Genomic DNA, 13,956 nt, shown 5'->3' on the forward strand with positions numbered 1-13,956 from the left:
AGTTGAAAAGGAACTTGAAATAGAATAACGCGTATAAGGGAGGAACATATATGAATATCAACAGCAATTCGGAACAAAAGGTTGACTTTGACTATATTCTCGACAAAGGAGTGGCAGACTATTCGGATGGTGACATCGTGATATTCGAGCAAATAGGAGACAAGTCGCTGAACGGCTCAGTAAAACTCGACATGATTATGTTGGCTTACTGTGTCAAGGGGCGTATGCAGGTAAACGTCAACGGCAAGACATACACTGCCAAGGCTGGCGAGGTGATGATAGGACTGCCCAACAACGTGTACAGCAACTATATGATTTCGCCCGACTTCGAGTCGAAGATATTCGGCCTGTCGTATGCTGCTGCCGAGCGCAACATGCGCATCAACCGCGACGTGCTCGACCTTATAGGATATGTTGCTACCAATCCCGTTATCAGCCTTGATGACGAGCGCCAGGCTCTCATCACGAAGTATTACTCTATAATAGTGCATAAGATAAAGTCGCCGCACGGCTATTTCCACAAGGAGATTATGCACAGCCTGTTCCAGTGTGCCATATACGAGCTGTTTGCCATCATTGCTCCATATGTGCAATACTCGCACGACGGCGGCGAGACGAAACAGGCGAATCTGCTGTTCCGTAAGTTTGCCGACCTGCTGTCTGCCAATGAGGGTAAGGTGCGCTCGGTGAAGCGTTATGCCGACGAACTGTGCATAACGCCTAAGTATCTGTCGTTCGTGTCGAAGACGGTGACGGGCAAGACGGCGCTTGAATGGATTCATCAGTCGACGGTGAAAAACATTGAGCGCTATCTGAGCCACTCGAATATGTCGATAAAGGAGATTGCCGATATTCTGGAATTTCCCAACCTGTCGTTCTTCGGAAAATTCACAAAGAGTCATCTCGGAGTGTCGCCTACAGAATACCGTAGGCAGCAGAGCATGAAGAATAAGAATTTGTAGAGAATTGAGAGTTGAAAGTTGAGAATTGAGAGTTATGATATGTTATATGTATTATATATAACATTGTAATTACGATGTTTTACAAAGGTAATCATAACTCTCAACTCTCAATTCTCAACTCTCAACTTATTGAAAGCCCCATTTCCTTCGCCTTCTCTACGAGCAGTTGCATAAGCGGTTCGCGCTCGTTGGGCACCCTATTGTCGAGCACAGCATCCTTAAGATATTGTTTAAGGAGTCCCACTTCGCGGCAGGGCTGCATATTGAACATCTGCATTATTTCGTTGCCGTCGATAACGGGCTGCAGCAATCGCTTGTAGTCGCGCTCCTTCAGGTCGGCAAGCTTCACACGTACCATACGGAAGTTTTCGGCAAACTGCTTCTTGCGCACTTCATTCTTCGACGTGATGTCAGCCTCGCAGAGCGTCATGAGGTCGTCGATGTTGTCGCCGGCATCATTCATCAGTCGGCGTACTGCCGAATCAGTCACCTCATCATCGGCAATTGCGATGGGGCGCATGTGCAGGTCGACAAGCTTTTCAACGTATTTCATCTTAGCGTCCATAGGCAGCTTCATACGACGGAAGATGCCCGGAATCATCTTTGCACCAAGATAGTTGTGATTGTGGAATGTCCAACCGATGGCAGGTTCCCAACGCTTCGACTTAGGTTTGCCGATGTCGTGGAACAGTGCAGCCCAACGCAGCCAAAGGTTGTCGCTATGCTTAGCCACGTTGTCGACAACCTCAAGCGTATGGTAGAAGTTGTTCTTGTGGGCGCGGCCGTTGCGGGTCTCCACTACGTCTAGAGCCGAGAGTTCGGGAATGATGAGCTGCAGGAGTCCGCAGCGCTGCAACTCCACGAAGCCACGGCTGGGCTGCGGCGTGCGCATAATCTTGTTGAGTTCGTCGGCAATGCGCTCGCCGCTCACAATCTTGATACGTTCGGCATTGCGTCCGAGAGCCTCGAAGGTCTCGTCGTCGATGTAGAAGCGCAGCTGGGCTGAGAATCGCACGCAGCGCATCATGCGCAACGGGTCGTCGGAGAAGGTGATGTCGGGATCGAGCGGAGTGCGAATTATGCCGTCTTCAAGGTCGTAAATGCCGTCAAATGGGTCGACCAGTTCGCCGAAGCGGTCGTGGTTGAGGCATACAGCCATGGCATTGATGGTGAAGTCGCGGCGGTTCTGGTCGTCTTCCAGAGTGCCGTCTTCGACTATAGGCTTGCGCGACGAGCGGTCGTAGCTCTCGCGACGAGCACCAACAAACTCCACCTCGGTGTCGTGATACCTCACCTGCGCCGTGCCGAAGTTGCGATATACGGCAAGATGGGCGCGCCATCTGCCCGTCTTCGGGTTCTTGCCTAATTTGTGTTGCAGTGCTGTAGCCACCTCGATGCCGCTACCCACAACCACCACGTCGATGTCGTTGGTGGGGCGTTCGAGGAAGATGTCACGCACATATCCGCCTACGAGATAGCACTCGACTCCAAGTTCGTCGGCCACCTCGCCTATGCGGTGAAAAATATTCTTGTCAAGGATTTGTGCCAGTTCGGCATCAGTGTATAATTTCATTCTCTTGTTTGGTTTCGTATTGCAAAATTACACATTTTTACCCGAAATTTATCCCTAACCACATATAATTGTATTATTATGTACATAATTAGGATATACAATACTTAATATATCGAAAATTATGTCTAATTTTGCAATAACATTTTTTTAACAAACAAACAAATCAATGAAAGCCAACAAAATGACTCTCGTGATGGCTATCCTCGCCATCATGTTCATTGCTCCGGCCAAGGCCAAAGCACAGGTAAACGCACAGCTGTTTTATGATTTCGGCACTGACCGCAAGTTCGCAACCCTCACACTTGAGATGTTCAAGCAGGACAAGTGGGGTAACACCTACTTCTTCATCGACCACGACTTCAACTACGACCAGCACGTAGCAGGTCCTAACTTGGCTCCTGGTGGTACATACTTCGAGATAGCACGCTGCCTCAACTTCTGGCAGAACTCAGCTATCAAGAACCTCTCGCTTCACGTAGAGTACAACGGTGGTATCACTGCCTCATATCCTATCAACAACGCATGGCTCGTAGGTGTCGACTACTTCATGCACAGTAAGGACTTCAAGAACACCCTCAACCTCAAGGCTCTCTACAAGAACATCAAGAAGAAGGACTCTGACGTGCCTATGCAGTTTACAGCAGTATGGGCTATGAACGACCTCTTTGGTGTGAAGGGATTGAAGTTTGACGGATTTGCCGACTTCTGGTGGGAAGACCACGCTGTCGACTTCCGCGAGGACGGTTCATGCGACATGAAGTCGACCGTGTTCATCACCGAGCCACAGCTATGGTATAACGTTGGTCAGCACTTCGGCGTAGACAACCTCAGCCTCGGTACAGAGATTGAGCTGTCTAACAACTTCGGATCTACTGGCGGTTTCAAGTGCCGTCCTTGCCTTGGCGTAAAGTGGGACTTCTAAGCCTAAAAAGGTAAAGAAGTAAAAAAGTAAAAGAGTAAAAAGGTTTTTAAAAACAATAAGACTATGCTTTCAAAACTCTTTGGCTTCGACCCCAAGAAGCACAACATCCGCACTGAGATTATGGCTGGTGTGACCACATTCCTCACCATGGCATACATTCTCGCTGTCAACCCGAGCATCTTCTCCAACCTTGCATCGCAGGGTATGGACACCAATGCCGTGTTCACATCAACAGCCTTGGCTGCTATCGTCGGCACTCTCGTAATGTCGATCTACGCCAAGAAGCCTTTCGGACTTGCCCCGGGCATGGGACTGAACGCCTTCTTCGTGTTCACCGTCTGCCTCACCATGGGCTACTCATGGCAGTTTGCGCTGACCGCCATCCTCATTGAGGGATTCCTCTTTGTGCTGATGACCGTAACGAAGATACGTACACTCATCGTAGACGCCATTCCGGCTACGCTCAAGCGCGCCATCGGTGCTGGTATCGGATTGTTCATCGCCTTCATCGGACTCAAGAACGCCGGCATCATCGTTGAGAACTCAGCCACATTCGTGACCATCGGCAAACTGACAGGCGGCTCTGCACTACTCGGCGTCATTGGCATAATCCTCACCTCGGTGCTCGTAATCAAGAAGGTGCCGGGCTCGCTGCTTATCGGTATTCTTGGCACAGCGCTCATCGGTATTCCTATGGGTATCACCAACTTCAACGGCATCATCGACACTCCGCCGTCGATTGCGCCTATATTCTGTAAGTTCGAATTCCACCATATCTTTACTATCGATATGCTTATCGTGGTGTTCACATTCCTCTTCATCGACATGTTCGACACCATGGGTACGCTAGTAGGCGTATGCACCAAGGCGGGAATGATGCAGAAGGACGGTCGCATTCCTGGACTGAACAAGGCTTTTATGGCTGATGCCATTGCCACTATGACCGGCGCTTGCCTCGGTGCCAGCACCACTACAACATACGTAGAGAGTGCATCGGGCGTTGCTCAGGGCGGTCGTACCGGATTGACAGCCTTCGCTACAGCCATGTGCTTTGTCATAGCGCTGTTCTTCGCTCCGATATTCCTCTCTATTCCGGCTGCAGCCACAACACCGGTTCTTGTAATCGTGGGTCTGTTCATGCTGTCGCCAATCAAGGATATCGATCTCGACAACTTTGCTGAGTCTATCCCGGCATTCATCACCATCATCATGATGCCTCTGACATACAGCATCTCTGACGGTATCCTTTGCGGTGTTATCTCTTACGTTGCAATCAACGTAATCTGCGGCAACTTCAAGAAACTCAACATCACGCTGTATATATTGGCAGTGCTGTTTGTGATGAAGTACATTTTCATCTAAAAAAAATTGAGAGTTGAGAGTTGAAAGTTGAGAGTTATGATTACCTTTGTAAAATATCGTAATCAAAATGGTATGTATATAAACATTATATATGGCATATCATAACTCTCAACTCTCAACATTCAAGTCTCAATTCTCAACTATAAGATTCTCAACTTTCAACTCTTAATTTTTAATTAATTGAGCAATTGCTCAATTGCTTCCACCATCGGCGCTGCCAAGGCGCGCTTGCTGGCGGGGACTTCTTGCGGTGTGAACTTCTTCACCATATTGTTCAGTTTCTGCAACTTTGCCTTCTGTCCGGTGCGTGTGTATTCCTTGCGCAGCTGAACAATCTTCTCGCAAATCTGCAGACCCTCTATCAGACGCTCGAAACGGATGCTTGAGCGCGGACCGGGATAGATGCAATAGGTGTCGCCGGCAGCCCATGAGCGGAAACGAGAGTCGCGCAGCGGGTCGCGTGTCCAGCTGTTGTACGACCAACGCAGGTAGCCGTCGTAGTCGCCGCCCAATGCGTGCACAGCCATCCATGCCGCTTCGGCAGGTGGCGAGAAGGTGAATGTATTGGGAAATCCCTCGGTGCAGCAAGTGTAGTAGGTGCTTATCTTGCCCTCGGCGCGACGACGGGCGAGCACATCCTGCGGGAAATCGTGACCGTAAGCTATACAATAATAATACAGGTCGCGCTCAATCTCCTCGTGATAGATGCCTGCGAGCGAGATTTTGTAGTCCTTGTCGGCATCCTTTATCACCTTTATCGCTGCCTGCATGTCCTTCATCGGGCGCTCGTCCATGGCTATGCAGGTCTTATCAAACCATCCCTTCTGGCGCAGATGCTTGGCGAAGTCGCGCAGGAACGTGCCCCAGTATTCGGTGTAGGCAGCCTCGCCGGGCTTAGCCTTGACAAACTGTATGCGATTGGTAGCCTCGTCGTAGTAGTCGAAGCGCAAGTCCCACGGAATCATTGTGTAGCAGGCGATGAGCCGGTTGATGCCGACGTCGTTCATCATGAAGTCGACATATCGGTCGAAGACGGCATAATCGAACGTCCACGAGCCGTCGATGTGCTTGATGCGTGTCACCATCGAGTCGTAATGGTCTTCGGTCTGTCCGTTCCACGGCTTGTGCATGATGCTCGTGGTGATGCTATACTGTCCGGCATCGGCAAGCATCTTCATGATGGGGCGCATTGCGTCGAAGTGTTCCTTGCTCCACAGCGGCACCTTATAGTATCGGGCTACGGCGTAGGGGTTCTGCCAGAGGTCGAGGTTGGTGGTCCACTGCTGCGGTGAGGGCAGCGTGCGGTTGATGACCTGCAACTTGAGTTGCAACGTCTGCGGCTTCATGTTCTTGCCGCTCACGGTAATCTGTGCGGTGTAATTGCCGGGCTTTGCATCCTGCGGCACCCACACGTTTGCCCATATAGGCTGCGTGGTGTTGCGGCGCACGGGCAATGTCTTGTTGATGTCGAGCACATCAGCCACTACCGATGAGTCCCAGTCGGCAGGATTGCGATAGCCGCATCCGCTGCCGTCCTTGTTGAGCTCGTCGGTCATGACGTAGCGCACAAAGTTGGTGTGTATGGCAGATGCAGGGATAACGGCCTTGCCCGAACGCAGGTCGGTGACGGCAATCTGCACGTCGTCGAGATTGACATTGGTCCAAAGCACAGCCTGGGCGTTGACACGTTCGCCGCGCCATGCCTTTAGGCTGACTGCCTTCTGCGTCTTCACCTTCGGAATGTCGAGGCGGCGGTAGCGTGTGTCGATTGATGCCCAGCTCAATTGTGTGGGCTGAGCGAGCTTAGCCCATGCAGCATCGGAGTCGTGCGGCTTGGTGTCGGTCAGTTCTTCGTAATGGCCGAGTGGGAAGATGTCGGCTGGCTGACTGCTCTGTGCGTTGGCAGTGAGCGCTGTCATGGCAACAGCGCACAATGCAACCGAAAGTCTGATTTTCTTCATTATTGATTGGTTTTAGTGATTGTTTATGATTGTCGGCTATTGGTGTGTAAGCTTGCAAAATCAGCTATACGCTTACAAAGTTAGCCTTTTCTGATGATATTTCGATGGTTTTAAATCTAAAATACCAAATTAAGACTATTGCAAGAATGACGATAGTTTTGTAATTTTGCGGAATTAACGCTTTAAGAAAACAGAAATACTGATATGGATAATAACAAAGAGATGGCTCAGCATAGCTGTGCTGAGTCGCAGAACTTCTGGTTGTGGCTCGGAGCACTCGTCATCGGTACGGTGCTCGGAATGCTTGGTGTGGGATGGATTGACAGTGCCACCAACTTCGTGGCTACCATTTACACCCGCCTTTTTCAGTTTGTGGCTATACCTACTATAGCCTTTGCCGTCACCACTACGCTCGCCCGATTCGGCACGCAGAAAGATACAGGACGCATATTCCGCCACACGCTGACCTACACGCTGCTCACTACGGTGGCTGCAGCTGCCGTGGGCATGCTGCTGTACCGGATTATCTCGCCCGACAATCTGCCGCTTGAGGCTATTCAGGGCGACACGGGCATTGACTCGGTGAAGCAGGAACTTGGCGACGCCTCATACATGGACTATATCATTGGCATTGTGCCCGACAATGTGCTGCGCCCGCTGGTTGAGGGCAATGTGCTCTCGCTGCTGCTCATAGCTGTGGCTGTGGGCATTGCCCTGGCACGTATGCCCGAGACTGACAGCAAGCGCACGCTGATGAACGGTCTCTACGGATTGCAGAACCTTGTGTCTACACTCATCCACTGGCTCATCGACATTCTGCCTATAGGCATCGTGGCGTTTGCAGCACAGCTGTCGGCTGAGGTTACTGCAGGCACCGTAGTAACGTCGATAGGCAAGTATGTGGCTGTGATATTGGGTGGCAATCTGTTGCAGTTCTGCGTGGTGTTGCCGCTGTTCCTCATGGCTCGCGGACTGAATCCTATACGCGTGGCTCGTGCCATGACTCCTGCTGTACTTATGGCATTGTTCACCAAGAGTTCGGCGGCTACGCTGCCCGTCACCATTCAGAGCGCCGAGGAGCGTCTGGGTGTGGACAGTCGTGTGGCACGCTTCGTACTGCCCATCTGCACTACTATAAATATGAACGGATGTGCAGCGTTCATATTCGTCACATCGCTGTTCGTAATGCAGAATGGCGGGGTCGAGATTACATGGGGTACAATGATTATGTGGCTCTTCATATCGGTGATAGCAGCCATCGGCAACGCCGGAGTGCCTATGGGATGCTACTTCCTTACACTCTCGTTGATGTCGGGCGTGGGCGCACCGATAGCCATTATGGGCATCATCCTGCCCGTATTCACCGTGCTCGACATGATTGAGACAGCCGAGAATGTGTGGTCGGACTCGTGTGTTGCGGCTATGACCGACCGAGATGTCCGAAACGCCAGCCCACGCCAAGCATAAGGTGCTTGGGTCGGTGGAAGTCGTTGAGGCAATAGCCTATGTGCAGCAGGAAGCGGTGCGTAAGATTCAGCTTCAGCGCTAACAGTTCGTATATGCCGTGGAAGTCGTCGGTGGCGTTGACGAAGTTGCTGCCTATGCCGAAGTTGATGGCAAAATAAGGCATGCAGAACTCTACACGTGCCGACGCTCCGAGCGCCATCTGGCGCCACACCGACTCTGGTGCTACACCAGCAAGGTCGACGTTGGCGCCACGGTCGTAGGTGCCGTCGAGCGATAAGCCTGCCTTCAGCCAGTGGTTGAAGCGGTACATCGGGTTGAAGTTGAATCCTGCCACGGCATACGTTCCGGGTAAGATGTAAGCTTCGCCGTCGCTCATATAGTAGCCACGCTGATGCCATGCGCCATATAATATAAGGTCGTAGGTGATGTCGTGGCTCACGGCTGGCATGGCTTCGTGACGATAGAGTAGGCGAGGCGAGTGGCGGTTGATGTAATAGGCGGCACCGATGCGCAGAGCGGCTGTGTTGAGGCCAAGGTTAGGAAACTGCGTGTTGCCGTTGGAGTAGTGGGTCACGTTGAGGCCGAAGTTGAGGTCGACATGGCGCGAGGCTATCCAGCGCATATACAGGTCGAACCCGATATATGCCGTGACGCGCGAACCTATCAGTTTGTTGTCGGGATTGTCAATCTCGTCGTACGGTTTCCATCCGAAGGTAAGTCCGAGATTCCACTCGTAGTTGAGCGCCAGTCGATTGCTCAGACTGGCTATGCGTGCGCCTTGCAACAGAAATACCGACACCGGATTGCCCAACTGCGGATTGAACTCGTTCCATCCGATGCCAATGCCTTGGTAAGTGTCGCGGTAGATGCGTGCCTGCTCGCTGCCCTCGGGAGCCGAGAAGGCATACTTAAGGTAATAGCCCATATCGTGGTTCATGGTGCGCACTTCGGGATTCTTGCCACGCAGGAAGTCGTTGGTATGCAGTATGGCGCCCGGACGATAGTCGAACATTAATTGATGTACGAAGTGGCGGGTGGCTGACGAGTCGGAAGGCTCCGGCTCGGTTTGTGCCGACATGGGCAGGGCTAAAAGCGCAAGCAAAGCCCATAATATATAATAAGGTGTTGTTTTCATTTCACGATACTTTGTTTCTGTACTCACGTGAATATCTTTCTCACGTGAGTAATATAATTGCAAAAGTAAGTATTTTATATCGTTTTGCAAAAAATGTCATATAAATCTTTCCTTTTTTCGTTTCTGTGCCATATTGACAGGCTTTTGGCCCCGTGAAATGTCAGTACGAACTTAGCATTCTGAGTTTTGGCACACCATTTGTATATTATACGGCGAACGCAGTCGTAGTGCTGCTGTTCAGCATACAAATATTAATCACGAAATAAAAATAAAAAAAGATACATTATGGGAAAGATTATTGGAATCGACTTAGGTACTACAAACTCATGTGTTGCCGTTTTTGAGGGCAACGAACCTGTAGTAATCGCCAACAGCGAAGGTAAGCGCACAACTCCTTCAATCGTTGGATTCGTAAAGGACGGTGAGCGTAAGGTAGGCGACCCTGCAAAGCGTCAGGCTATCACAAACCCGAAGAACACCGTATATTCTATCAAGCGCTTCATGGGTGAGACCTATGAGCAGTGCGCTAAGGAGGTTACGCGCGTTCCGTTCAGCGTAGTTAACGAAGGTGGCTACCCACGCGTTGACATCGACGGCCGCAAGTATACTCCGCAGGAAATCTCAGCTATGGTGCTTCAGAAGATGAAGAAGACCGCTGAGGACTATCTCGGTCAGGAGGTAACTGACGCAGTTATCACTGTTCCTGCTTACTTCTCTGACTCACAGCGTCAGGCTACTAAGGAGGCAGGTCAGATTGCTGGTCTTAACGTTCGCCGTATCGTGAACGAGCCTACTGCCGCAGCTCTTGCTTACGGTGTAGACAAGGCCAACAAGGACATGAAGATTGCCGTATTCGACCTCGGTGGCGGTACATTCGATATCTCAATCCTCGAGTTCGGTGGTGGTGTGTTTGAGGTACTTTCTACCAACGGTGACACTCACCTCGGTGGCGACGACTTCGATCAGGTAATCATCGACTGGCTCGTACAGGGCTTCAAGGCCGACGAGGGCATCGACCTCTCTAAGGATCCGATGGCTATGCAGCGCTTGAAGGAGGCTGCCGAGAAGGCTAAGATCGAGTTGTCAAGCACAACTTCTACAGAAATCAACCTTCCGTATATCTCAGCCGAGGGTGGTGTGCCAAAGCACTTGGTTAAGACTCTGACTCGTTCACAGTTCGAGCAGTTGGCTCACAACCTCATCCAGGCTTGCCTCGTACCTTGCCAGAACGCTATCCGCGACGCAAAGCTCCAGACTTCAGATATCGACGAGGTTATCCTCGTAGGTGGTTCAAGCCGTATACCTGCTGTTCAGACTCTCGTTAAGAACTACTTCGGCAAGGAGCCTTCAAAGGGTGTTAACCCTGATGAGGTGGTAGCCGTAGGTGCTTCTATCCAGGGCGCTATCCTCAACAAGGAGAGCGGCGTAGGCGACATCGTATTGCTCGACGTTACTCCGCTTACTCTTGGTATCGAGACAATGGGTGGCGTAATGACAAAGCTTATCGATGCTAACACAACTATCCCTGCAAAGAAGAGCGAGGTATTCTCAACAGCTGTCGACAACCAGACTGCCGTAACTATCCACGTACTCCAGGGTGAGCGTCCGATGGCTTCACAGAACAAGTCAATCGGTCAGTTCAACCTTGAGGGCATCGCTCCGGCTCGCCGTGGTGTTCCTCAGATTGAGGTTACATTCGACATCGACGCCAACGGTATCCTCAATGTATCGGCTAAGGATAAGGCTACAGGCAAGGAGCAGGCCATCCGCATCGAGGCTTCTTCAGGCTTGAGCAAGGAGGAAATCGAGCGCATGAAGGCTGAGGCTGAGCAGAACGCTGCTTCGGACAAGGCTGAACGCGAGAAGATTGACAAGCTCAACCAGGCTGACTCCATGATCTTCACCACCGAGAACTTCCTTAAGGACAACGGTGACAAGATTCCTGCTGACAAGAAGCCGGGCATCGAGCAGGCTCTCCAGCAGCTCAAGGACGCTCACAAGGCAGCCGACGTTGCAGCTATCGACTCTGCCATCGCCAACCTCAACAACGTTATGCAGGCAGCTTCTGCACAGATGTATCAGGGTGGCGCACAGCCGGGCGCAGGTGCTCAGGCAGGTGCTGGCGCACAGCAGCAGCAGGCTGGTGGCGACGCTAAGAGCGACGAGACAATCCAGGATGCTGACTTCGAGGAGGTGAAATAAGTATTGATAAACATCTATAACAATAAATAGTAAAATAGGGTGTAACTCAATGAGTTGCGCCCTATTTTCGTTTTTAACACTTGCGGATGACTATGCTTGTTTCTCGTTATTTTATTGTATATTTGTACCATATTTGTAACGCAACAAAATAGTAGATAATGTGCAACAAAAACACTCTTTCTACGTTATTATATAGAAAAGGCAATAAATATGGCAGCATCGAAATTTCAAATAATACGCAAGTGTCAGGTGTGTGGCGAGGAGTTTATGGCTAAGACCATAGAGTCCTGGTACTGTTCGCCCAAATGTTCCAAGACAGCATGGAAGCGTAGGCATGACGAAGAGGAAAGAAACAAACTTCTTGACAAGGTGGTCAAAACCATTCCAAAGGAGCAAGACTTCATCAAGGTAACGGAGGCATACGCCTTGTTTGGTATCAGTCGTTTTACTCTTTACAGGCTTATACGAAAAGGACAGATTTCTCACATCAATCTCGGTACGAACCAAATACGAGTGAGCAAAGAGGAACTTATGAAACTCTATCCTCTTCGTCCCAAGGCTACGGAAAAACCGAAACAAGTGAAGAAACTTTATAGTCTTGAACCTAAGGACTGCTATACTATTGGAGAGATAAGCAAGAAGTATAAGGTCAATGACAGTACGGTGTATGCGCATATACGCAAGTACTCTATACCGACACGGCAGATAGGCAACTATGTGTATGTACCCAAAAAAGAAATTGACAACCTATATAAAGGAGCAAAACAATGAAGAAAGCATTAGCCCATACACGAGTGACGGTGAAACTCCGCAAGTCAGAATATCATGATGAATGGTATCTTTACATTGAGGCTTATCCTGTATTCCAATCGGGCAAGGACAAGCCACAACGACTGCGTGAGTACCTGAACCGCACGATAACTACTCCGGTATTTGACAAGTCACGCAATGCCCGAACAGGTGCCGATGGCAAGACCACTTATAAGCCCAAGCGAGATTTGAATGGCATAATCGTATGCAAGTCGCAACTTGACCAAGAAGCGTGTATCTATGCCGACAAGGTAAGGAGTATGCGCCAAAAGGAATACGATAACGCTTCACTCTATTCGGCTGAGGAAACCGAACAGGTAGAACAGATGGAACGCTCACGCTGCAACTTCCTTGAATACTTTGCCCATGTAGCCGACACTCGCCATGCCAATAGTTCAGACTCGATTATCGTTAACTGGAGGCGTGTAGGCGAGTTGTTGAAGATATTTACCAAAGGCGATACTATCTTGTTTGCAGACATAGATCTGAAGTTAGTAGAATCATTCCGGCGTTTCTTGATGACTGCTCCGCAAGGGGGCAATAAGTCTGGCACAATCTCACAGAACACGGCTTCCACTTACTTTGCCATTTTCAAAGCAGGACTGAAACAGGCTTTCATTGACGGCTACCTAACCATTGACATATCGGCAAAGGTGAAAGGCATACAAGAACAAGAAAGCCGTAGGGAATACCTGACTGTGGAAGAACTGAACCGTTTGGCGCAAACACCGTGCGACCCATTGTTGAAACGTGCAGCCTTATTCTCTGCTCTCACAGGTATTCGTCATTGCGATATTCAGAAATTGAAATGGTCGGAAGTGGAAATGTTCAACGGCAATTATCGCTTGAACTTCACGCAACAAAAGACAAAGGGCGTTGAGTACATGCCAATCTCAGAACAAGCCTTTCAACTTTGCGGTGAACGACAAGATGGAGACTTACTTGTGTTTGCAGGATTGCCAGCACCATCTTGGATAAATCGTCCTGTCAAAAGATGGGTTGAAGCAGCCGGAATAAAGAAGCATATTTCATTCCATTGCTTCCGCCATTCGTATGCAACGCTCCAGTTGGCGGGTGGTACAGACATATACACTGTCAGCAAAATGCTTGGTCATACCAATGTTCGCACAACACAAATTTACGCAAAGGTTGTTGATGCAAAGAAAGAGAATGCCACAAAGAGAATTACTTTGGACTTACCTCTTGCAGATACAAATGAAACAACCGAATAGACCTAAATTACACCTTATTATATACTGCCATCCACACGCATTGTTGTGGGTGGCTTTTTCTTTTTTATGGGGTTGTTTCAACCGAACCCATCTCCACGGAACTATGGATGCTTTATAAAACGGCATAAGGGGTACGGTTGAAACGACTCCCTTATAACTGTCTATACCGTCACAGGAATGTGATTACAAGTCATACCCTTTGTAACTTCTATTATGGAGTGATTTGAAGTCACCTCATATATCCACAAAGACCAATAAGGATACATACGACACCATCTTATGATAGCCTTATGATGTACTAATGACAAGCACCATAGCCGAAACAAAATG

General features: G+C 49.8%; 10 protein-coding genes. 7 read left to right on the forward strand and 3 right to left on the reverse strand.

What is annotated here, in order from left to right; translation table 11 throughout:
• The first annotated feature begins 50 nt into the window (after positions 1-50).
• Positions 51-962, forward strand: a complete 912-nt coding sequence (locus I6E38_RS03945) for a helix-turn-helix domain-containing protein (RefSeq protein ID WP_235392791.1) — start codon at positions 51-53, stop codon at positions 960-962.
• 121 nt (positions 963-1,083) lie between these two features.
• On the opposite strand, the gene I6E38_RS03950 is transcribed toward I6E38_RS03945, so the two are convergent.
• The gene (locus tag I6E38_RS03950; RefSeq protein ID WP_235392792.1) at positions 1,084-2,535 is read right to left on the reverse strand and encodes a CCA tRNA nucleotidyltransferase; all 1,452 of its coding nucleotides are present in this window, start codon (positions 2,533-2,535) and stop codon (positions 1,084-1,086) included.
• Between the two features lie 166 nt (positions 2,536-2,701).
• On the opposite strand from I6E38_RS03950, the gene I6E38_RS03955 reads away from it, so the two are divergent.
• Together I6E38_RS03955 and I6E38_RS03960 are read left to right on the forward strand one after the other, a co-directional pair.
• Positions 2,702-3,457 carry a DUF5020 family protein gene (locus I6E38_RS03955; protein WP_235392793.1) on the forward strand — a complete coding sequence of 252 codons (756 nt, stop codon included), beginning with the start codon at positions 2,702-2,704 and terminating at the stop codon, positions 3,455-3,457.
• Positions 3,458-3,520: 63 nt separating this feature from the next.
• The gene (locus I6E38_RS03960) at positions 3,521-4,819 is read left to right on the forward strand and encodes an NCS2 family permease (protein ID WP_235392794.1); all 1,299 of its coding nucleotides are present in this window, start codon (positions 3,521-3,523) and stop codon (positions 4,817-4,819) included.
• 176 nt (positions 4,820-4,995) lie between these two features.
• On the opposite strand, the gene I6E38_RS03965 is transcribed toward I6E38_RS03960, so the two are convergent.
• Positions 4,996-6,780, reverse strand: coding sequence for a DUF4091 domain-containing protein (locus tag I6E38_RS03965; protein ID WP_407936638.1), 1,785 nt, complete (start codon positions 6,778-6,780; stop codon positions 4,996-4,998).
• Between the two features lie 204 nt (positions 6,781-6,984).
• Between I6E38_RS03965 and I6E38_RS03970 the strand changes: the two genes are divergently transcribed.
• Entirely contained in the window at positions 6,985-8,247 is a 1,263-nt protein-coding gene (locus I6E38_RS03970; protein ID WP_235392795.1) for a dicarboxylate/amino acid:cation symporter, read from the forward strand.
• On the opposite strand, the gene I6E38_RS03975 is transcribed toward I6E38_RS03970, so the two are convergent.
• Positions 8,201-9,382, reverse strand: coding sequence for an acyloxyacyl hydrolase (locus tag I6E38_RS03975; protein ID WP_235392796.1), 1,182 nt, complete (start codon positions 9,380-9,382; stop codon positions 8,201-8,203). The genes I6E38_RS03970 and I6E38_RS03975 overlap by 47 nt on opposite strands.
• Before the next feature lie 285 nt (positions 9,383-9,667).
• Here I6E38_RS03975 and dnaK point away from each other — a divergent pair, with 285 nt between their 5' ends.
• The 3 genes from dnaK to I6E38_RS03990 all read left to right on the forward strand — a co-directional run bounded on the left by dnaK (position 9,668) and on the right by I6E38_RS03990 (position 13,626).
• Positions 9,668-11,584: a molecular chaperone DnaK gene (gene dnaK / locus I6E38_RS03980; RefSeq protein WP_235392797.1), complete on the forward strand. Its 1,917-nt coding sequence runs from the start codon at positions 9,668-9,670 to the stop codon at positions 11,582-11,584.
• Between the two features lie 210 nt (positions 11,585-11,794).
• Positions 11,795-12,355, forward strand: coding sequence for a helix-turn-helix domain-containing protein (locus I6E38_RS03985; protein WP_235392798.1), 561 nt, complete (start codon positions 11,795-11,797; stop codon positions 12,353-12,355).
• Positions 12,352-13,626 (forward strand): site-specific integrase, encoded by a 1,275-nt coding sequence (locus I6E38_RS03990; RefSeq protein ID WP_235392799.1) that lies wholly within the window; start codon positions 12,352-12,354, stop codon positions 13,624-13,626. Before I6E38_RS03985 ends, I6E38_RS03990 begins: the two co-directional genes overlap by 4 nt.
• Positions 13,627-13,956 lie beyond the last annotated feature (330 nt).

Origin of the sequence: Leyella stercorea, assembly GCF_021531355.1 — a bacterium.
Classification (GTDB): Bacteria; Bacteroidota; Bacteroidia; order Bacteroidales; family Bacteroidaceae; genus Prevotella.

Bases quoted from the DNA above. Each gene is read 5' to 3' on its own strand.
- I6E38_RS03945 (WP_235392791.1), top strand. From the start codon at position 51: ATGAATATCAACAGCAATTCGGAACAAAAGGTTGACTTTGACTATATT.
- I6E38_RS03950 (WP_235392792.1), bottom strand. From the start codon at position 2,535: ATGAAATTATACACTGATGCCGAACTGGCACAAATCCTTGACAAGAAT.
- I6E38_RS03955 (WP_235392793.1), top strand. From the start codon at position 2,702: ATGAAAGCCAACAAAATGACTCTCGTGATGGCTATCCTCGCCATCATG.
- I6E38_RS03960 (WP_235392794.1), top strand. From the start codon at position 3,521: ATGCTTTCAAAACTCTTTGGCTTCGACCCCAAGAAGCACAACATCCGC.
- I6E38_RS03965 (WP_407936638.1), bottom strand. From the start codon at position 6,780: ATGAAGAAAATCAGACTTTCGGTTGCATTGTGCGCTGTTGCCATGACA.
- I6E38_RS03970 (WP_235392795.1), top strand. From the start codon at position 6,985: ATGGATAATAACAAAGAGATGGCTCAGCATAGCTGTGCTGAGTCGCAG.
- I6E38_RS03975 (WP_235392796.1), bottom strand. From the start codon at position 9,382: ATGAAAACAACACCTTATTATATATTATGGGCTTTGCTTGCGCTTTTA.
- dnaK (WP_235392797.1), top strand. From the start codon at position 9,668: ATGGGAAAGATTATTGGAATCGACTTAGGTACTACAAACTCATGTGTT.
- I6E38_RS03985 (WP_235392798.1), top strand. From the start codon at position 11,795: ATGGCAGCATCGAAATTTCAAATAATACGCAAGTGTCAGGTGTGTGGC.
- I6E38_RS03990 (WP_235392799.1), top strand. From the start codon at position 12,352: ATGAAGAAAGCATTAGCCCATACACGAGTGACGGTGAAACTCCGCAAG.